This window comes from Segatella sp. (genome assembly GCF_977051555.1).
In genome coordinates this window covers 38,832-60,656 of the sequence record NZ_CDRSSE010000014.1, presented here as the reverse complement: position 1 = coordinate 60,656, position 21,825 = coordinate 38,832, and the positions used below count along the sequence as shown (strand labels likewise).

16 protein-coding genes are annotated in these 21,825 nt (G+C 44.7%); 3 read left to right on the top strand and 13 right to left on the bottom strand.

The window, feature by feature from the left end; translation table 11 throughout:
- Positions 1-63 precede the first annotated feature (63 nt).
- The 4 genes from ACWJAO_RS05395 to ACWJAO_RS05380 all read right to left on the bottom strand — a co-directional run bounded on the left by ACWJAO_RS05395 (position 64) and on the right by ACWJAO_RS05380 (position 3,808).
- Entirely contained in the window at positions 64-498 is a 435-nt protein-coding gene (locus ACWJAO_RS05395) for a helix-turn-helix domain-containing protein (protein WP_449139519.1), read from the bottom strand.
- A complete protein-coding gene (locus tag ACWJAO_RS05390) occupies positions 467-1,243 on the bottom strand; it encodes a hypothetical protein (protein WP_449139518.1) in 777 nt (258 codons plus the stop codon). The genes ACWJAO_RS05395 and ACWJAO_RS05390 overlap by 32 nt, the downstream gene beginning before the upstream one ends.
- Before the next feature lie 7 nt (positions 1,244-1,250).
- On the bottom strand, positions 1,251-2,924 hold the full coding sequence (locus ACWJAO_RS05385) for an RNA-binding domain-containing protein (protein WP_449139517.1): 1,674 nt from the start codon (positions 2,922-2,924) through the stop codon (positions 1,251-1,253).
- A gap of 314 nt (positions 2,925-3,238) precedes the next feature.
- Positions 3,239-3,808 (bottom strand): DUF4738 domain-containing protein, encoded by a 570-nt coding sequence (locus tag ACWJAO_RS05380; protein ID WP_449139516.1) that lies wholly within the window; start codon positions 3,806-3,808, stop codon positions 3,239-3,241.
- A 371-nt stretch (positions 3,809-4,179) separates the two neighbouring features.
- Here ACWJAO_RS05380 and ACWJAO_RS05375 point away from each other — a divergent pair, with 371 nt between their 5' ends.
- The 3 genes from ACWJAO_RS05375 to ACWJAO_RS05365 all read left to right on the top strand — a co-directional run bounded on the left by ACWJAO_RS05375 (position 4,180) and on the right by ACWJAO_RS05365 (position 6,894).
- Positions 4,180-4,851 (top strand): DUF4230 domain-containing protein, encoded by a 672-nt coding sequence (locus ACWJAO_RS05375; protein WP_449139515.1) that lies wholly within the window; start codon positions 4,180-4,182, stop codon positions 4,849-4,851.
- A 17-nt stretch (positions 4,852-4,868) separates the two neighbouring features.
- On the top strand, positions 4,869-5,441 hold the full coding sequence (locus ACWJAO_RS05370) for a DUF4230 domain-containing protein (protein ID WP_449139514.1): 573 nt from the start codon (positions 4,869-4,871) through the stop codon (positions 5,439-5,441).
- 76 nt (positions 5,442-5,517) lie between these two features.
- A complete protein-coding gene (locus ACWJAO_RS05365; protein WP_317604971.1) occupies positions 5,518-6,894 on the top strand; it encodes an alanine/glycine:cation symporter family protein in 1,377 nt (458 codons plus the stop codon).
- 247 nt (positions 6,895-7,141) lie between these two features.
- Here the strand turns inward: ACWJAO_RS05365 and ACWJAO_RS05360 are convergent, their stop codons facing one another.
- The 9 genes from ACWJAO_RS05360 to ACWJAO_RS05320 all read right to left on the bottom strand — a co-directional run bounded on the left by ACWJAO_RS05360 (position 7,142) and on the right by ACWJAO_RS05320 (position 21,777).
- Positions 7,142-7,717 carry a GNAT family N-acetyltransferase gene (locus ACWJAO_RS05360; RefSeq protein ID WP_449139513.1) on the bottom strand — a complete coding sequence of 192 codons (576 nt, stop codon included), beginning with the start codon at positions 7,715-7,717 and terminating at the stop codon, positions 7,142-7,144.
- A 393-nt stretch (positions 7,718-8,110) separates the two neighbouring features.
- Entirely contained in the window at positions 8,111-10,612 is a 2,502-nt protein-coding gene (locus ACWJAO_RS05355; RefSeq protein WP_449139512.1) for a glycoside hydrolase family 2 TIM barrel-domain containing protein, read from the bottom strand.
- Position 10,613: 1 nt separating this feature from the next.
- Positions 10,614-13,568 (bottom strand): TIM-barrel domain-containing protein, encoded by a 2,955-nt coding sequence (locus tag ACWJAO_RS05350; RefSeq protein ID WP_449139511.1) that lies wholly within the window; start codon positions 13,566-13,568, stop codon positions 10,614-10,616.
- 114 nt (positions 13,569-13,682) lie between these two features.
- On the bottom strand, positions 13,683-17,819 hold the full coding sequence (locus ACWJAO_RS05345; RefSeq protein WP_449139510.1) for a hybrid sensor histidine kinase/response regulator transcription factor: 4,137 nt from the start codon (positions 17,817-17,819) through the stop codon (positions 13,683-13,685).
- Between the two features lie 55 nt (positions 17,820-17,874).
- Complete coding sequence (locus ACWJAO_RS05340) at positions 17,875-18,897, bottom strand: LacI family DNA-binding transcriptional regulator (RefSeq protein ID WP_449139509.1); 1,023 nt, start codon at positions 18,895-18,897, stop codon at positions 17,875-17,877.
- 354 nt (positions 18,898-19,251) lie between these two features.
- Positions 19,252-19,668 (bottom strand): GtrA family protein, encoded by a 417-nt coding sequence (locus tag ACWJAO_RS05335; RefSeq protein WP_449139508.1) that lies wholly within the window; start codon positions 19,666-19,668, stop codon positions 19,252-19,254.
- Positions 19,641-20,477: a phosphatase PAP2 family protein gene (locus ACWJAO_RS05330; RefSeq protein ID WP_449139507.1), complete on the bottom strand. Its 837-nt coding sequence runs from the start codon at positions 20,475-20,477 to the stop codon at positions 19,641-19,643. Before ACWJAO_RS05330 ends, ACWJAO_RS05335 begins: the two co-directional genes overlap by 28 nt.
- A gap of 36 nt (positions 20,478-20,513) precedes the next feature.
- Complete coding sequence (locus ACWJAO_RS05325) at positions 20,514-21,182, bottom strand: CDP-alcohol phosphatidyltransferase family protein (RefSeq protein WP_287842218.1); 669 nt, start codon at positions 21,180-21,182, stop codon at positions 20,514-20,516.
- 52 nt (positions 21,183-21,234) lie between these two features.
- Positions 21,235-21,777, bottom strand: a complete 543-nt coding sequence (locus ACWJAO_RS05320; protein WP_006847723.1) for a phosphatidylglycerophosphatase A family protein — start codon at positions 21,775-21,777, stop codon at positions 21,235-21,237.
- Between the last annotated feature and the right edge of the window lie 48 nt (positions 21,778-21,825).

Here is a 21,825-nt window from a genome sequence, read left to right as displayed (position 1 = left end):
TTTGACTATTTTTCGATAAAAATTTTGCTTTTTCTTTGGTATTTTACGAAAAAATGATTAGGCTCAATTTAAATCATTTTGTGCTGCATCTGTAGATTGGAAGTCTCTCCATTCGGTAGGAGAACAGCCTTCTTTTGTCTTGAAGATTCGGTAAAGATGAGTGCGACAAGAGAATCCACACTCGGCTGAAATGATGTCGTTGCTATAATCTGGATATTCCAACATCATCTTCTTGGCTGCGTTGAAACGTATCTCGCTGAGCCATATTCGGAAGTTAGAGTGCAGGCATTGGTCGAAGAACTGGCTCAGTTCGTTCTTTGAGATACAAAGCGTACGGGAAAGCGTCAGTATGTTTACATTACAGTCCTTATATCCTAAATTCGCACACCAGTCATCAAGACTCTTCTGGATGAAATCTCTGCGCTCGTCGGAAATTAACTGTAAAGATTCTATACTACCTGTGGAATTATACTGCTTGGCAGAATGTGCCCCCCCCATACCTATAATTAGTTCTCGCTAAGGCATAGCTTTCTTCTTCTTTGTCCAGGAGTTCTTCGGTAGGGATATAACTGCTGCCGAGAGCGATAAACGTAAGATTGAAGAACAGCAGGGCAAGCAATACGGCAGGACCCACTATATATAATAAGGTGGTAGAAAAGATAGCTACCGGCATAGCGAGAACTGCGAGCCATAGAATGATTACACTTGCACGCGAATATCTTACATAGGGCAACATATCTGTAGCTGCCATCGTTTCCAACAAGTTCCTGCGCCTCATCATCTCCCTGACAATCATGGATATGCAATAGATGACACTTACGCAGAACAGAGCCAGCATAATATAAAGCCCTTCTCTGATATACAGGCTATGATGGAGACTGATGCCCACGGAAAAGACCACAATGATGGCTGCATAAATGCCACTACATATCAGTATCATCTTTCTGAGGTTGGAACGTGTGGCCTCTATGTTGTAGATTCCCATGGAGATAAGCGAAAAACAGGGCGTATAGACTAGTATGTTAACGACAGCCCCAAGACTGTCGTCAGCAGCACGGAAGCCGAACCCCATCTGTATGACATATTGTATCGCCAATCCTAACAAGGCGATAACAATCATCCATCGTGAACGCTCATACCGCTTGTTCTCCCATCTTACATGCAGATGAGAGAGTGCCACGAAGAAGGCATTGATGAGCATGAATATAAAACATGCAAACTGTAAGAGAAATAATGAATTCATACGCTTCTTATCTTTTGTTTACTTTCTTGTATTTTTGATTACTTGCTGTAGGATTATCTGGATTAGTCATCTGCAAATATCCTGCTGCAACAAGGGATGTGATGTAACGTTCACGATTCTTGGTTTGATTGGATAAACCAAGGCGTTCCATGATTTCTGCGGTGGTTCGAGGAACAGAACAGAAATTGACTATATCCCTTTGCTTATTAGACAATGACACTTTTTTAGTGTCAGAGTGTCTAAGTTGAGTGTCTAAGTCGGTGTCAGAGTGTCTAAGTCGAGTGTCAGAGTCGGTGTCAGAGTGTCTAAGTCCAGTGTTATGGTCTTCGACTTGGTTACTTTTATCATGGACTTCGTTACCAACTTGGTTACTTGCTCCCTCGACTTGGTTACTTTTTCCCTCGACTTGGTTACTTTTTCCCTCGACTTGGTTACTTTCAACTTCGACTTGGTTACTTTCTTCTCTCCAAACAGTAATCACAAATTCCTGTGCCTTGTCGTTATTCATAAACGTGACATTAACATCTTCATCAAGTGCACGAGTGATGCCACTACCTACACCAGTGTATGGCAACAAGTATATCGCATTGTTAAAAAGGAACATATTGCGAGGCATGGAGGTTCCAGCCTTTATGTCATCAATAGTGAGTCCGTTAGGCAATGCACCTGGACTGTGAATCTCAACACGATTGTCGAAAATGAAAATGCGAACAGGGGCTTTCATGTTCAACGAACGATGTACAAGACTGTTTACAGTGAACTCAACCAAACTGGTGTAAGGTATTTCCAACTTTCCGATACTGTTGAATTCTTCTCCCACCTGCACGTTATGCAGGTTACGAGTGAAGAAATCCATGATAGTGTCATATTGGTGAAGCAGATTCCCCTCCATATCTGCATCATTCACCTTGTCACGAAATACCTTGCCGCCGATGCTGTTGCCAGCAAAACAGATGCACTTAGCTGTCATCATTGGCATCCAGCGCTGGGTGTATTTGCCAAACAGAAGCATGGCAGCAACGGTCAGTGTGCCATCGGGACGGATAAATCGCAGATTGCGAAGTATCTTCTCACAGTCATGTCCCTTAGCGATGGCAGAGCAAATCATATCTAGTGATGCTTCATTAAAAGCGTCACCTGTCAAGCCTTTCTTTTCCAAGACTCTTTCAAAACGGTTGCCAAGAAACTGCTTGATAGTCGTTGCATCAAGGTCGTTGACAGTTGCATCCCTAACACCAGCCTCGTCTGGAGCAAAACTACCGCAGTCGGTCATCATTTCTGCAAGTTCGGCATTATCGAACACTTTACGCTTGTCGGCACCATTCTTCACCCATACGATTCCCTTGTTGTCATGATAAGGCTTGTTGAGTCCTTCTTTCACAGTAGCAATAACCAAGTTGCCATCCTCGACCTCAACAGTATCTATCTTTATCAGAATGGATGGCACTACGTTTTCTGAAGCAATGTCACTCAACAAGTTGGTTGTTTCTTGTACCTCAGAATACGACAAAGCATTGGTCTCTCCAGTCTTATCCTTTATACCAACCACCAACTTGCCACCATGTGAATTACTGAACGCCACTAACTCACAGGCAATATCATATTTGTCGAGAATGCGTTCCTTGAACTGCACCCCCGACACCTCGCCAGCCTTTATCTGTTTCAATATATCGTCCATCATTCTTTGATACATTCTTTGTTCAACAAATCGTTTACATCCACTTTCAGCAAATCAGAAATCCGTATTAAGGTTTCCAAGTCTGGTTGGTAACTTGAGAAAGTAGAGAAGTCGAAAGGCATTCCACCCTCAATACCGACGTACCAGCCTTGCGAAATAGTCTCTCCATATTCTTTTACTTCTGCTTTCGCAAAAGAAAATGGAAGAATTAATGCCTGCTGATATATACATTATTATAATGAATACGCTTACAAAAGTACAATAATAATTTCAGAATAAACATAATAAATACTCATACATTTAACGGAAGAACCGCTTTATACCCCATCTTCTTCCTCTTCAGCAGAAGCGTTGGTATCCAACTTTTCATCCTTTGATATAGAGATACTCCCCATTCGGGAAATCTTAAGTACCAGAGGGACATATTCATCACTTGTAACATCAGGCGACCCAACACTTGCTGCGAAGTAAAGATAATCACCTTCTGCTTTCACATACACAATACCAAGCAAAGCACCCATGTCCTGTGTATGTTTGTCAATATAGGATGTGAAATCTTTCTTTGTGAAAGTACGGCTAAAGAATTCAGAACCATCGCTTCTCAATAACTTAACCGAAATTCTGTTATCATAATACTTGGTGTTTTCGTCCAACTGGAGAACCGGAAGTTCCTTGTCAGAACTACGCTTCACCACCACTTTATAATGGGAACCAACCCAGTCAGCCTCCCTGGTCTGCTCATAATCACTCATTTTCTGAGTAGCTTTATTCACAACCTTAGCCACCGGTTTAGGAGCAATAATGATATTACTCTTCTTTTTTTCGGTACAAGCCGTCAAGCTTGAAATAGCCAAAAGACCTATTAATATATAATCAATTCGTTTCATTTCGTTATTTTTTCTTACTGCAAAAGTACGTTTTTCTTTTGGAATAGCCAAAGAAAAGAACAAAAATCTATATTCTGAGACCAAATCAGATGCAAAAAGGCGCCTACTTTCACAAGCAGACGCCTCAACATACCTAAATACTAACTAATAAATTTCCTATTGAATCTTACACGATATAATAAAAGTTCAGTTTATGAATTCTAATCGTTAGTTTGACGAAAAGAAAATGAAAAGGTTTAATCAATATATAAAAAAACTGCTTTTTCTGCATTATTTTTTTGTTTCTTAGCAAAAGAACATCAAAAAACACGATTTTGTTTTGTTTTTCAAACATTTTGCCGTACCTTTGCAGTATAATAAAGACATTAAGTATGAAAAAGAGGTTAATATTTATCATTTCTGTATTTTTTGCCTTCATTTCATGTTCGCATCAGCAAACAGAAAAGAAGGAGCAAGTCATCGACACAATACCTGTGATGGTGATGCAGATACAGAAATGCAATCGCCTATATACAGCAGAAGCTCATGTACATAAGATTATAACACATGATGACCAGCTCAATCTGAAGGGCTCACTGTTCAAGAAAGATTTTAATATTCATGTTCCCGGCTCAAACCGCAAGGTGGCCATTCCGATGGATGCGACATTAAAAGCTTATGTAGACTTTTCAGGATTCTCTGCTAAGAACGTAAACCGACAAGGCGACAAGATAGAAATCATCTTGCCGGACCCTAAAGTGATACTCACCAGCAGTAAAATCAATCATGAAGGAGTAAGACAGTTCGTTTCACTCACCAGAAAGAACTACAGTGATGCAGAACTGTCACAATTCGAACAACAAGGCAGGGAAAGTATTATTCGCGATATCCCGAACTTAGATATTTTGGAACAGGCATGCCAAAGTGCAGCAAACACCCTGATTCCGATGTTACAGGACATGGGATTCGCTGAAGAGAATATCAAAATCAGTTTCAGGAAGAAATTCACTTTCAACGATCTGAAGACTCTTCTGGATAAGACAACGATTGAAAAGAATCACTAAGCGAGGAGAATAATGATATGAAAAGAATACAAATCATCGTACTATTAGCACTGATCCTTATTCTGGGTGGAGTCTTCTATTGGCTTACCAAAGACAACGAGGTCAGCGTGATACAGGAAGATAAGACTACCCTCTCACCCACTCAGGTAGAAAGTATCGAGAATATCGGTCAATGGGAATTTCTATCTGTAAGTGATGAAGAACTGATAGATACAATACGCCGTGGATTTTTTGGCGACGACCAACTGGTACGTATCTATTACGGAACGTTGCGCTTGGGTATCGATATGAAGGATGTAAAAGAGGGATGGCTACAAGCCAGCCAGGACAGCATCGTATGCACTTTGCCTCCTATCAAACTGCTGGACCATAACTTCATAGACGAAGCGAAGACCAAGAGTTTCTTTGAAGAAGGCAAATGGACAGGCAGCGACAGACAGGCGATGTATGAGCGTGCTTATCAGGCTATGAAGAAACGTTGCTTAAATCGCACCAATATCTATACTGCACAGGCGAATGCCAAAACGCAGTTTAGAGAAATGCTGAAAGCAATGGGATTCAAAAACGTGAAGATAGAGTTTGAGAAATAACAAGGTTATAATATACAGGTAACTCCGTTATTAGGTATAAAATATAGATATAAGATAAACATAAAATTTTTAAGAGATGGATGCAATAAACGATTTTTTCACCGCATTTAGTTCATTCCTTTGGGGATGGCCTATGATTATCCTGCTGTTGGGAACCCACATCTTTCTGACCATCCGCTTGCGCTTTCCACAACGCAAGATATTCAAGGCAATCAAACTGTCTGTAAAGAAAGACAAGAATGCCACAGGAGATGTTTCACAGTTCGGAGCACTGGCAACAGCACTGGCAGCCACAATTGGTACCGGTAACATCATCGGTGTGGCTACAGCTATCGCTCTTGGCGGACCAGGAGCCGTACTCTGGTGCTGGTTAACCGGTGTCTTTGGTATTTCTACCAAATATGCCGAAGGATTACTCGCCGTAAAATATCGCGTAAAGACCAAGCGAGGCACGATGTTGGGTGGTCCTATGTATGCTCTGGAAAAAGGATTGGGCTGGAAGTGGCTTGCTGTCCTGTTCGCCCTCTTTGCCGCATTGGCATCATTCGGAATCGGTAGCACGGTACAGGCTAATGCCATCTCAACCCTGGTAGAGAACCAATACGGCATTTCTCCTTACATTACAGGTGCTATTGTTACGGCGTTAGGAGCAGCAGTGATTCTTGGAGGCGTGAACAGCATCTCCAAGGTTTGCGGCATGCTGGTACCTTTCATGGCACTCTTTTATGTATTAGGCTGCATCTACATTCTCTGTGTAAATCATGCTTATTTATTGCCTGCCATCCACGTAATTATAGACTCAGCATTCACAACAAAGGCAGCTGGCGGCGGTTTTGCAGGAAGTACCATGATGATTGCAGCCCGCTATGGTATAGCCCGCGGATTGTTCTCTAACGAAAGTGGTCTGGGTTCGGCACCCATCGTTGCTGCAGCAGCCCAAACTCGTAACCCTGTTCGTCAGGCATTGGTATCATCTACCGGTACCTTTTGGGATACGGTTATCATCTGTGCCCTTACAGGTCTTGTCATCACCTCAAGTATCATAGCATACCCAGACATTGACTACCATAACGGAGCAGCACTCACCAAGGCTGCCTTCAGTAAGATTCCATATATCGGAGCTCCGATATTGACCATCGGACTGGCAACATTTGCCTTCAGTACAACATTGGGATGGAGTTATTATGGAGAACGGTGTGTAGAATATCTGAAAGGCAAGAAGTGGATGCTCTGTTTCCGCATAGTCTATATTGCTACTATCTTCCTGGGTAGTGTCATCAGTCTGGGACTGGTTTGGAACATAGCCGACTGCATGAATGCCCTGATGGCCATACCAAACCTTATCTCTCTGCTCTGCCTGAGTGGTATCATAGTACATGAAACCAGAAAGTATCTTTGGAGAGACCAGTTAGATAAAGATATGGACGAAAAAGAAATAGAGGAATTAGAATAAAAGATACAGAAAGAAATTACCCAGAATGGGAGTAAAAATACAAAAGCTCGGCGTTGCATCACTGCAGACCGAGCTTTTATTATTAAATCAACAAAAACTAATAAAATATCTTTTCTAAAAACCAAAAAACCTATTCGTTATGAACTTATGGTGCAAAGATACTACAGTTTGCGCAATAAACAGCACATTTTCTGTTGATTTCTATACTTTTTATTGGGCAAACGTTTGCACAGTTTGCCCCGTCAGATTACAATTTATACTGAAGATGTTTCATTGCATGACCACCCCAAGTGGTATCATTGACATATTGGAAACCAACCTTCGTATAGAGGCGCTCCGCTTTCGGATTGCCTTTATCACAAAGCAAGCCTACAGCAGGAAGTCCCAGCTCTCTTGCGCGAGAGATTGCAGCCTCCAACAGTTTAGATGCAATACCTTTTCCACGGTATTGGTTAGAGACTGCCAAACTATCCAAATAGAACTCACCTTCCTCAGTTTCAAGATCCATAGCCGAATAGTCTATTCCAAAAGCCACGATTGCAGCCTCAATAAAGCGCTTACGTAATCTTTTGACATCAGCACCATCGTATGCAACCAAGATGCCGACAAGAATGCCATCAGTAGACATAGCAACCAATGTATTCTTATAACTATACTGACTGTCCTCCATCTCTACAAGTTTAGTCATCATACGGTGAAAATCAACCAATGTATGCTGAGGACCAGCAAAATTTTGACAACACTGTGCATTCATCGCCTCCATGATGAGCGATGCGATATGCGAAGCCTTGTCTGGCGTAGCCTGTTCTATTTGAATTTTCATTTTATTTTTTTTGTTTTTATATTTATTGTTTTATCTCTGTTATTTCTTTCATGCTCCAGCATCGTGAGGAAATTCTACAATTACTTTTTTCATGATTGCTGATTGGGTTTGATGCCTTATCGTTTACAAAGTTACGTATATTTTTTGATAAGAGCAAGTTTTTTATATTTTTTATTCGAAAAAGTTTTTTTATTCGAAAAAAAGATGTATCTTTGCCGCAGGTTTTGAAGCTAAATTTCTATTACTAGTATAATAGAGATACCCAAATCCCTTGGGTCCCAATGCTTCAAAACCTTTTTCGTTTTTAAGAGCGAAAAAGGAATACACCGAAAGAGTGTATCCTTCTTCGCAATATAAATCCTTAACGTTTTGATTTTCAAAACATTACTACAATCACAAAGCTACAGAAGCATCCTTTAAGTCTACTGCCTGTGCCTTGAGCGTTCCCTTTCCTTTAATCACAACGACACATTTTCCGAAGAAAGCCTTGCGATGGGAATCGGTAAAACGCTCCAAAGAAGTCTGACACCCATTATCTGTTCCCAGAATTTTTGGTGTTTTCTGGTTGTTTGGGGTATTTGCCTCCTGTTCACCAGAAACAGAGAAGAAAATCTGGTTGTCTGCGTTCGGACAGAGATTGCCATCTTTATCTACCACATTCACCTCGACAAAGGTGGTCGGATCTGAAGTGCCATAAGCCTGACAGCCCTGATAGGTCTTCTTCAACACAAGATGATGAGGAGCCCCTGCTGTCTTGATAACCTGCTCTCTAAGAACCTGATTGTTCTTTCTGGCTACAACCTTCACTTCTCCCGGTTCAAAGTTAACTCGCCACATCACGTGATATTCAGTACTCTTCCTGAAAGCATCGCCTTCGTTCTTTGCACCATAGACCGTCTTCTTACGGATGCCCTGGCTCTTGCCATTGATAAAGAGTTCCACCTCATCGGCATTATTATAATAACACCACATATCGATGGTCTGTCCCGGCAGCCAGTTCCAATGAGGGAAGAGATGCAGCACATCTTTCTGAGTCCACTCACTCTGATACATATAATAGCTGTCTTTTGGAAGACCCGCCAAATCAATAATGCCAAAATAACTGCTACGGGCAGGATAAGCATAAGGAGTAGGCTCGCCGATATAATCGAAACCGGTCCAGATAAACTGTCCGCCCACAAAGTCGTTGTGCTTCACTACATCCCATGTTTCTTCGTGGGTACTACTCCATGAGGCATGGAAATTATCATAAGCCGAGCACATAAACGATGGATCAGTATAAGGCAACCACCATTCCTTTGGTGCTGTATAAATGCTATCGCTAGGCATCATATAGTAGCCACGGGTCTGCAAGGCAGAAACACTCTCCGACATAATGAAAGGCTTGCCAGGGAAGTTCTTCGGCACATCCTTCACCCACTGATGGTGATAATTGAAACCAATAACATCAATAGCCCCACTCTTAAAGAGGTGATTCTTCGGATCAGGCTCATTACAGCCAGCAGTAACAGGGCGTGTGCCCCAAGGATCATACTCTTTCACGATTTTGGCAAGATGCTGGGTAAGAAGCGAATTGACACTCAGTTCATCGCTATGTGCCAAGGTTGAAGCATCATGACCGGCATTCAGAATCAAGTTAGCCTGCTCTAAGCTGAGCGTATCAGCAGCCGCATCCGACCATTGTTCGAGTACCTCATTACCGATACTCCACATGATGATACTTGGATGATTTCTATCTCGCTTGATGAGATCAGACAGGTCTTTCTTATGCCATTCATCGAAGAAACGGGCATAGTCGCCATTCGATTTCTTGCGGCGCCACATGTCGAAACTCTCATCCATTACGAGGATACCCATCGAATCGCACATATTCAGGAGTTCCGGTGCCGGAGGATTATGGCTGCTTCGGATAGCGTTCACACCCATTTCGCGAAGGATGGCAAGCTTGCGATGCATTGCATCTTCATTGACAGCAGCACCCAGACAACCGAAATCATGATGCTCACAGACACCATTTATCTTGAGATTCTTGCCATTGAGGAAGAAACCCTTCTTTGCATCAAACTTTACATCACGGAAACCGGCAGTAGTCGTCGCTACATCCACTACCTTCCCGTTTACTACCAGCTCACTCTTCACGGTATAGAGATATCCCTTTCCTATGTCCCAGAGATGCGGATTCTTCACCTTGAGTTTCTGTTCCTGAACACCCTGACTCTTTGCTACCATCTTTCCTGCAGCATCATAGATGGTGTTACGGACAGAGAGTTTCATCTTATTGCCGGAAGCTGCGAAATCTACCTTCACCCTGACATCACCTTGTGGAGAAGTTGCCACATACTGCCCCCATTGAGGAATATAAGCCGACTTCATGGTTTTGGTGAGCCAAACATGGCGGTAAATACCACAACCGGAATACCAGCGGCTGTTAGGCTGGTCGCTGTTATCCACCTTCACGGCAATGACATTATCACCCTTCTTATTAATATAAGGTGTAAGATCATACTCGAATGTACTGTATCCGTAAGGACGGGTTCCGAGTTTATGACCATTGATATACACGGTAGAATTCATATATACGCCATCAAAGGTGATGGTAAATCGGTCATACTTTTCCTTCGGATTTACCGAGAAATGCTTACGGTACCACCCGATGCCGCCCGGCAATGCACCACCACTGGCTCCCGAAGGATTCGAAGGAGAGAAATCGCCCTCTATCGCCCAATCGTGAGGAAGATTCAAACTTCGCCAATGTCGGTCTGAATAATCCGACTTTGACATTCCAGCACTATCTGCTAAAGTGAAAAGCCAGCCTTTATCAAAAGACTGGCTATCACGGGCGCTCAACGACTGAGCGCCCAATAGAAAGATTGCTAAAGCAAATATCTTCTTCATATTACTTCAGTTTTACAGTAACAGCCTTACCAGCATACTTCACCATCTTGCCCTTAGGCGCCTTGGCGAGGCTGATGCCCTGCTGGTTGTTATCACTAACAAGTACGATATTGAAGCGACGCTTCTGGAGCATACCGTCGAAAGAACCCTTACGGGCAGCGATAGTAACGGTCTTCTGAGCATCATTATACTTGAAATCGATCATAGCATACTTACCCTTCTCGTAGTTGTAGTTGGTTCCCTCATCCTCATAGAGTGTATAAGAACCGTCCTTGCCTGCATAAACATAGAGATCGATGAGCTCAGCCTTCTTCTGATCACTCCACTCCATCTCAGGACCCACAGGAAGAATAGAACCCTCTGGAACAAAGACAGGAATCTTATCGAAAGGTGCATCGGCTACGATAGTCTGTCCACCGGAATAGTGCTTACCTGTATAGAAATCATACCAGCCCTTCTGCTTAGGAAGATAAACATTGCGGCTATACTTCTGATACTCGCCTACAGGACAGGCCATCAAGGCAGAACCGAACATCCACTGGTCTTTGATGTCGTAAACATTGTCATCGCCGTTGAAGTCCATTACCAATCCACGCATCATGGTGTAATCCTTGAAGTGAACCATACCTGCCATACTGTAGAGGTAAGGCATCAGACGGTAACGGAGCTTATCGTAAGCAACGATGGTCTTGTAAGCTGGATGATCTGCCGGTGCAATGTTCCAGACCTCACGGGTAGGCCACTGACCATGGGTACGATAAAGAGGAACGAAGCAGCCGAACTGGTTCCAACGCGCCTGCAACTCGCGCCATTCCTTCAAGTCAGCATTCTCCTTACCGGTCTTATCAAACTCCTGCTGGGCAGCTACGTATCGGTTTTCTACACAGAAACCGCCCTGGTCCATTCCCCAGAAAGGAAGACCTGCCATAGAATAGTTCAAACCGGCTGTCATCTGGGCACGCATATCTTCCCAACGGGTAGCGATGTCGCCCGACCAGGTAGCTGTACTGTAACGCTGCTCACCGGCAAAACCAGAACGGGTCAGGAGGAAAACACGTTGGTTAGGGTTCACGCTGCGCTGTCCGTTATAGATAGCATCAGCATTCACGATGCTGTAAGCATTGAAATATTCGGTAGATGTACCCAGAGCTGTAGGACCCGAAAGTGCCTTGCGGTACCACATCGGAGTACAGTCGCGAACGTTTGGTTCAGATGCATCCATCCACCAGGCATCAATTCCGAACTTATACTTGGTATAGAGATTCTCGTCCATCTGGCGCCAGAACATCTTGCGGGCACCATCTGAGTAAGCATCATAGAATGAACCGCGGAAGCCGAGCCAGTCGTGAATATCATCCTTGATAGCCTGATGATACATCCAGCCCTTGCTGTCGAGTTCCTTATAGTTCTTGACAGTATCATAGAACTTAGGCCATACTGAAATCATGAATCTTCCGTTCATCGCGTGTACGCTGTCGAGCATTGCCTGTGGGTTAGGATAACGTGCCGCCTCAAATTCATGACTTCCCCAAGAATCCAGTTTCCAGTAGTTCCAGTCCTGAACGATATTGTCTACAGGAATCTTCAGGTCACGGAACTTCTTCAGGTTCTCTTCGATGTCCTTGCTGCTCTGATAGCGCTCACGGCTCTGCCAGAAACCGAGGGTCCACTTAGGATAAAGCGAAGCCTTACCTGTCAAAGTACGGTAGCCTGAAATCACCTCATCCAGATTCTGACCTGCGATGAAGTAATAGTCCATATCCGGTGACATCTCACTCCAGATACTCAACTGGTTCTTCTCAGCCTCAGATCGAGGAGCTGCTACACGAAGACCGCAGTAAGAAACATCACCATCAGGCTGCCATTCGATGCGGATAGGAGTCTTTACGCCCTTCTTGATAGGAGTTTCAAACTTATAAGAGTTCGGATTCCAGGCTGTACGCCAGCGCTCAGGAACTACCAGTTTGCCATCGATATAAATCTTCATGTAGCCGGCATAATAGAGGATAAACTGATAGAAGCTGTTACTTGGAGCTTCCACATAACCCTCGTAAACCACCTTGGAACCATTCAGGGCAAAGCCCTTTGGCAGGTTCTGAATACCACCCTTGTCGGTCTGGTTGCAGATTTCAGAAGTCTCAGGCATTGCATACTCAAAGTAAATGCTATCTTCGCCACGGACAATCTTCTTACCGTTCTTATCCACATAAGTACCTGTCAACTGACCTTCCTTACCATCTTTATCATAGAGTTTGAAGGCACGGTTCAGCTGGAGATAATCTTCCGGATTACCCCAACGGCAATAAGAATAAGAATCCCAGAGGATACCATAGTTTTTATTAGAGATGACGAAAGGCACACTCACCTTAGTATTATACTGGAAGAGGTCTTCGTTCTTACCCTTCATGTTGAGTTCCTCACTCTGATGCTGACCGAGACCATAGAACGCCTCGTTATCTGGAGAGTTGAAGAGCGCACGCCATGACCATCCATGCTTCTGTGCTTCAGGAACCTTGGCAATGTCTACACCGATTTCACGGTCAGGCACAGTAAACGGCTTGAATGTCTTTCCGCCCTGAGCCACCTCATTGAGAAGGACATTGTCTTTCAAGTCATAGAAAGTAATCTGACCCGTAGCCTCGTTCATGACAGCACGCATGGCTGCAGTGGTAATGATGAGATTGTCTCCCTGCTCTTCCACCTTATAGTTTGCCTTGCTGTTTTGAGGCACAATAATCAGACTCTGTTTGTTACGGAAACTCTGTTCGGCTGTAGCTTGAACACGGATAATCTTATCGCTCACCACCTGGAGGCGAATCTGACTAGGACCAAAATTCTGGTGTTGCTTCAACTGAACAGTGAGATAATTACCATTCTGGTTGAAACCTGCTGCCTGCATGCCTGTGGCACTCATCAGCAGCACTGCTGAAATCAATAATGTTTTAGTTAGTCTCATTTTATACGTTTAAAGGAAAGTTTAAAAATCTGCGGCAAAGATACGAGAAAATTCCCGTATCTTTGTGCGCAAATGTTTTATGTATGTGTATAAAATGTTAATCAGATGCGTAAATTACTCTGATTCTGATAGATTCTTACGATATTGAGACGGCGTAACGCCATACGCGTCTTGGAAGTATTTAGTGAAATAACGTGGATTATTGAATCCCACCTTATAGGCTATTTCACTGATGTTCAAGTCGCCCGAGCGCAGGAGATGCTCTGCAAATTTGATACGCTTGGTTCTGAGATACTCAGAAGGTGTAATACCCGTCAGCGAAATCATGCGCTTATATAATTGTACGCGCGAAATGCTAAGATGAGTACTCAGCGATTCTACCGATGTTTCAGGATTGCTCATATGATCGCGGATATAAACATTCACCTCATCGATAAATTTGCGGTCGGCCTCTGTGATTACATATTCTGTGCTTACGTTCTTGCGTTTCTTCAAGAGGTTCAGAATACAGAGATTCAACATATCAATATCGAATGGTTTGGCAATATACTCGTCAGCACCACACTTCAGACTTTCCTTGCGCTGCTCATCTCCCATACGGGCAGAGAGCATGATGAAAGGTATGGCTGTTGTTTCGTCATTGTCCTTACACATCCGGCAGAGTTCATTACCATCCATCACAGGCATCATCACGTCGCTCAGGATGATGTCTGGACGACGGTCGATAATCTTGTTCCAGGCATCCTGACCATTGACAGCCTCAACAACCGTATAGTCTGTCAATACTTCGTTCATAAACTCACGGAAGTCGTCGCTGTCGTCAACGAGGAGTACTACCGGTTTCTTGATCATCGATTCACCTGGCTGATGCACATGTTTACTCATTCCGTAGAGAACATTCTTACCAGCATCAGGATCATCATCATCTGCCTGATGCACCGTGGTTATGATAGGTGCTGCACGCAGCGAACCGAGATGTGCCGTAGAATTGGAGGTTGTACTGCTCTCTATCGGAAGGTCAACCATAAAGATGGTTCCTCCGCTTGGATTATCTGTAACATCCACCTTACCGCCATGAAGTTCGGCAAACTTCTTAACCAGGTTCAAGCCTATTCCGCTACCACCCTGAGGCTGCATTTCGGTGCCATTGACCTGATAGAAACGCTCAAACACATGTTCCTTCTCCTCATCGCTGATGCCCTTGCCAGTATCAGATACAGAGATGCGGAGCATATCCGAATCCTTGTCGCCAACACGCTGGCGGAGTGCGATGCTCAGAGAAACGGTGATAAATCCTCCATCTGGCGTAAACTTATAAGCATTGCTCAAGAGGTTATTCACGATTTTTCCTACCTTATCAGCATCGAACGACATCTGCAGACTAGGCACCGTAGAATCGAAGGCAAGCGTTACCTTGCTGTTTGCCAAAGTACGGAACGAAGTACAGATATTATCCACGAAGCTCACGATGTCGATATGCGACAGCGTAAGTTTCTCCTTGTTCTGGTCTATCTTGCGGAAGTCGAGAATCTGGTTTACCAGATTGAGCAAACGGGTAGCATTGCGATGAATCATCTCCAGCTTCCTGCGTTTAGACTCTTCTCTTTCTTCCCGAATCATATTTACCAGCGGCGAGATAATCAAGGTGAGCGGTGTACGGAGTTCGTGGCTCACATTGGTGAAGAAGTTGAGTTTGAGTTCGTTCAACTCCTTGGTCTTCTTGATACTGTCTTCCTTGCTCTGGAGTTCGAATTTTACACGCTGCTTTTCGAGCATACGTTTACGGTAGAGATAGAAAGCTACACCTATTAATATAATATATACGATGAACGCCCAGATAGAGAGATAGAAAGGCGGGTGAATATGAATCTTCAGCGTGCTCACCTCTTCGCTCACACTACCATCCGCATTCACCACCTTTGCTTCCAGGACATAGCTGCCCGAAGAGAGATTGGTAAAGGTTGCCTCCGGACGTCCTTCCGGTGTCAGCATCCATTTGTCATCAAGTCCCTTCATGCGATAGAGGAAACGGCAACGTGCCGGAATACTTACCTGGTCGGAAGCCAGCTGTATGGTAAACGCCTTATCCTTATAACTGAGATCCAGTTCAGGATTCGTATCGAGCGATTTTTCCAGAGGCACTCTTCCCTCAAACTCCTCACCTGCCTTGAGCGGATGATCGAAGAGTACGAAACCGCTAAACAGGACATGTGCATGTTTCTGTGCAGGACGGATCTTGGCAGGATTGATGATATTAATACCATCCTGACCACCGATGGCGATGGATCCATTTCTCATCAGACAGGCAGAACGCTGGTTAAACTGGCGGCTCTGCAAGCCATCGAGCGAATTGAAGCTGATCATCGTGATGTCCCATTGGCCCTGGTTATTCTTGGTCAGCGTAACACGGGTAACGATAAATTCAGAAACCAGCCAGATGTTATGCTGCTTATCTTCGAGCACCATGCAGCCCACCGTGCCCTGCGTACCATTGAGGTCATTGATTGACTCCAACTGCCCTGAAGCCTCATCATACATGGTGATTCCCGCCGGCGAAGCCATCCACAGAAAGCCGCGGCTATCCTTCATCATGTAGTTCAAGGAAGGACTAGGGAAAGGCTGTCCGTCCTTGGTTGTATTCACATTGGTTACCTTCCGGGTTCCGAAATTAAAGATAGAATAGTTCTGCGAATGACCTATCAGGATTTCATCTTTATTCGGCAGGAAGAGCGAGTTGATAAAATCACTGGATATGCCTGAGTTCTGAACATTGTAGGTTGTAAACTTACCACTTTCAGGATTATAAATCTGGAAGCCTGAGCCCAAGGTTCCGATAATCAGGCGATGATACGGATCTTCGGCAAGACACCAGACGCTGTTATTGGCAAGACCGCCAGGAGCTGCCTGAAAACTCTTCCATCTGCCGTTTTTATATTGGGCAAGTCCACCATTGAAGGTTCCGAAATACATCGTACCATCAGCCATGGTTACGCTGCTGACCACAATATCCGAAGCCAGACCGGTTTCTGCCTGTGAGAATCGCCAGCTCTGTCCGGTAAGCGGACTGTAGCAAACAATACCGCTATCATTGGTTCCGCACCAGAGATTACCATTCAGATCCTGCGTGATAGTACACACATCACCAAGCGGAACAGTTGTGAATTTCTGAGCGTCAGGCGAATAATAAGCCACGCCATTCTTGTAACTACCTACCCAGATAGCTCCCTCATCATCCACATAAACCTTCTGCAGGGAATTGTCAACGATACTTCCCTTTGCTTCAGAATGAACATATTGACGGCAGATTTTGCGTTTGAAATCAACGAAGAAGAGACCGTTATGGTCGGAAGCCACCCAGAGATTGCCTGCCTTATCACGGGCTATATCGCGCATCAGAATATGGGTTGGGCAAGGAATATCAATGCCCATGTTTGTAAGATAAGAACGTGCATCGGTCCATTTTCCGGTTTTAGACTGATACACGTAATTAGCATTACTTACAGAAACCCAGAAACCACCTATACCATCATAGAAAGTATAGGCGCCATTATCACCGGCAGCTTTATGGGTGGCAAGGAAGGAATTGGACCAGAGAACCTTCTGTTTCTGTCCGTTGACACGGCAGATTGTACCATCACCATAGGTAATGAGCGCATCGCCGTCAACCTCGGTTATTTTACTGATATTTCCCTCTTTCAGACAGCCCGGCTGAGCCTTTTTGGTAAATTTAAAAAGGTAGGTATTCCTGGTTTTGGCATTATGAAAGTAGAGTCCCTGTCCGTAGACAGCTATCCACATGTTCTTATCCTTATCTATCAGGAGTTTATAAGGAGGTCCCTGCACGTGGATGTTTTTGAGCCATTCTTCCGGTTTGCGGTTAAACTGCTCTTCATCATATTTGTAGATGCTGTAACCCACAGAGGTATGCACCCAGATATTTCCATCATAGTCTTGCTGAAGTTCATCTACCGAATTGTTAGGCAGCGACTTATCATCAGTGTTGCTATAATAGAAAGTTTTCATACGGAAGCCGTCAAAGCGGCACAGTCCCGACTGGGTACCGAACCAGATGTAGCCTCTGATGTCCTTGAGGATGGCACCCACCTGACTGTTCGTAAGTCCATCATGATTGGTGAGGCTGCTGAATTCTACGTTCTCATAGGCAGCCCATGCCCTACCCGGCTGCATAAGCAGCAAGAGCAGAAACAGCACGATGGCATGTTTCAAGTAGTTTTGTTTTTTTATCATCATAATCGTAGGTTTATATATATTTATCTGAAAAGATTTTTTATTTCTATAATAGGTTTTATTTCATGTCGTTTTTTTCAGAACTTTCGCGTATTTTCAGAATCATCGGTACCACTTTTTTGTAGATTCTATCATCTCCATTGATACTTCTCATGAGTAGATCACAGGCTGTGGTTCCCTGTTCGTGTGCCTTGTCCATGATAGCCGAGAGTTTCGGCGTAACGAAGGCAGCAGTATCACCATCGGTAAAACCGATGATAGCAACATCCTCTGGTATTCGGAGCCCTTTTTCCTTGATAGCATCGAAGGCGGCATAGGTGATAATATCGTTAAAGGCAAGAATGGCATCAGGTCTGTCCTCCTTTTCGAGGAGACGGAGGGTAGCGTTTCGGGCCACATCGAAATCGATTCTGTCGCAAACTACGAGGTCACGGTCGATAGGGATGCGGTTCTCTCTCAGCGCCTCCAGATAACCGTGTTTTCTGCGGCGCACCATATCAAGATGGTTTGGACCGCCGATGAAGGCGATGCGGCGCGAACCGGTATCTATCATGTGCTGGGTAGCCTCCTGGGCTGCAACATCACCATTGCCTACTACCTGGGAGAACTTATCATCCAGACAGCAACGGGCAAAGAACACCAGTGGCACTCCCATCTTATGCAACTGCTCGAAGTGAGAATAGTCAACCGTATCCTGTGCCAGGCAGGCGATGATGCCTTCCACATGCATATTCAGGAAGTTTTCTACAGCTCGCTTCTCATGTTCTGTATTCTCGTGGCTGTTGGCGCTGATTACCGAGTAGCCATTTTTTACAGCATAATCTTCTATGCCATCCAGCACGGCAGCATAATAATGGGTCACTAAGTTGGGCACAATCACGCCAATCACCCTTGGTGCTTCTTTTCTGAGGCTTTGTGCAAAGGGGTTTGGACGGTAATTGAGTTCCTTGGCAAGGTTTTTCACCTTTTGAGTCATCTCCTCTCCTACTTCATGGCTGTTGCGCAGGGCTCTAGATACGGTTGCTATGCTAACGCCAAGCTGGTCGGCGAGGTCTTTCAAGGATGTTCTTCGTTGTTTCATATTTAGTTTACGCTTATTATTGACATTCATTTTTGCATCCACAAACTCTGCATATTTTGTCTTTTCAGACTGCAAAGTTAGTGAATTCTCTGCAAAGATAACAAAATCTTTCGAATGCGCAAACGTTTACGTTATTATTTTTTCGAAAAAGTTTATTTTATAAGGAAAAAACTCGTAATTTTGCAAACTGAAAAGTAATGAATAGTTGATAATAAGTTAGTTAGAAACAAGCGTGGGTTTGGAATGTCGGGAGACAATCCAAACTCTTTTTTTTGCCCCAAAGCCAACAGATGAGCTGACAGGATACAAAAAAAGATGAGGGCAAATACTGAATACTGCCCCCATCTGATATGGTTATTTCTGCTTAAAAACAAATTTCTTCTGTCCCGGATAGTTTACGAATATCGCCACCAGCAGAGACACTATACTCTTCGGAATCATGTAATGCAACTGAATATGCTCGTGCGCATTCAGAAATTCGGTCAGAGCGATAGTGCCGCCCGAATTGAGCATCCAGCTGATGCCCCAGACGATAAAGTAGCGCCAGGCTACACTCTTTTTCTTACTCTTGGAATCGCCGAACACATAGCGGTAATTCAGAATGCAGTTGGTAATGCCGCCACTTATCACTCCCAGCGCATTGGCAAGTCCGTAATAAATGCCAATGATATCTGAGAGGAAGAATGCCAGTCCGAAGTCTACCACTGAGGCACAGGAGGCTGTCAGTTCCGCCTTGCCGAAGGTTACGAGTTCTTCTTTAATCTTGCCCATATTCTCTTGGATTCCATAAGCAGTACGCCTACTATCGTAGTAAGAATACCCAACATGACATCGATGATATAATGATGACCGGAATAAACTGCCGTCCACCAGATTCCCAGACAGATGCAGGCAAAGAGCAATACCGTATACCAGCGCTTGCGGCTCATCACAGCATAAATCGTGGTGAGGAACATATAGGCAGCATGCAGACTAGGCACGGCAGCAAAGACATTGGCATTCTTGCCGTAGAGTCCGTGGAACACGTGCAGTCCGGTCATTTCGTCCCATCTGCCCAGACCAGCCACATTGCCCGGTGTATTGAGCACAGCCTTGAAGCCATAGTTCATAGCATACCATGGCGGAGCAGCCGGATAGAGGTAGTAGCCGATGAAGCCGATGATGTTCACCAGCAGGAAAGCCCAGGAGAAACGTCTGAACCATATAAGCTGTTTCGTAAGATAAAGATAAAGGGCAAAGGCGATTGGCACCGGAACCCAGCAGAGATAGAAGATGCCTGCCCAGAAATCGGCAAAACCGCAATGGTGAACCTTGAAGTATTCGCCCGGAATCATCAGCTGGGTATGGTCGGCTACAGCCTGCAGTTCTGCACTGGATGAAGCAGCAATGCCGAAGAGCGACTTTTCTGCATGATAGAGATTCGCCACATCAATATCGTTCACCATATAGTTAGGATAAAGGCGCATCGAATCGTAGATGATTCCAAAGAGGAACCAAGGCAGAAAATAGAAGGCAAAACGGCGTGTCTTCTTCCAGGCTGCGAGTACAACCAAGAGGATAATCAGATAGATACTAAACACTTTTTTTCTATTTTTTATGGATAGAACTTGAGTTTATTATTTATGAGCATTCATCACGACATAACAATGCCAGATGCGCCAGAAAGCGGTGATGTTTGCCAGTACGGCAATCAGAATCATTCCGCCTGCCAGCCACCAGATATTGCCCGTAAAGCCGGTAATCATCGCTGTAACGGCGGTAACGACAACGCGCTCAGGACGCTGCATGAAACCCACCTTGCACTCAATATCCAAACCCTCGGCACGGGCGCGGACATAACTTACCATCACAGAACCGATCATCGCAGCAAAGGTTACTACGCTCATCCAGAACCAGGTCATATCGCCCTGCATACGTACGAAGATGAGGCAGATGCCAAAGAGACTTACCAGTTCGCTGTAGCGGTCGAGTGTAGAATCCCAGAGTGCACCGAAGAGGCTGCTCTTGCCGCTCATACGTGCCAGTCGGCCATCCATCATATCGAAGAGACCGGCAGCGAGGATGATGAATCCACCCCATCCTACAGTAACCATGCAAGATGCATAGTCAGCCTGCTCTGTTCCGAGCTTCCATGCCGCATCGAGGAAGAAACCGGCTGCCACGATATTGCCCAGAAATCCTACGAAGGTGACAATGTTAGGAGTAATACCTACTGCTATCATCCCCTTGATAAGTGGATTGATGATGGCATAGATAACTTTTTGTAAGAAATCTCTATAATTCATATTTTTATCTATTTGTTTTATTGTCTGTTTAAGAAATGCACGATAAGCTGTTTTAGATGATTCCTGCCGAAACCAGAATAATCTTGATGATGATTAATGAAACGGCTGCATAGAAGCCGCCCAGCAGATCATCTGCCATCACATAGAAGGCGCCCTGCCTGTTATCCAGTTTCTTGATTCCCAGCGGTTTCACCATATCAAAGAAGCGGAAGAGGACAAGTGCCACCAATGCCCACCACCAGGCATCTTTCACTTCGCCCTGAGCCGTGAGCGGAGTCAGCAACGAGAGGGGAATCCACACGCCAGCCATCTCATCTATCACCACGCGGCTCGGATCCTCGCCCCAGTAAGGCTGCAACTGCGCCGTTGCCCAAGTGCCCAGAATGGTAGAAACAATGACAAGAAAGAAGGTGATGCTCTGCAGACTCTCGCCCGTAATACCGAGCCCGTAAGCCAGGGCAGCCCAGATGAGGGTTGCCAATACAGAGCCAGCCGTGCCCGGTCCCCAAGGCCAGAAGCCACTGCCGAAACCGGTGCCTATGATGACGGGCAGCAAAGGAGGCCGCTCGTCGGTAAGATTTCCCTTGTTATTCATTCGCTTGATATTTAATAAGCCCGCAGAAGGGCGTTTCTTCTTTAAATT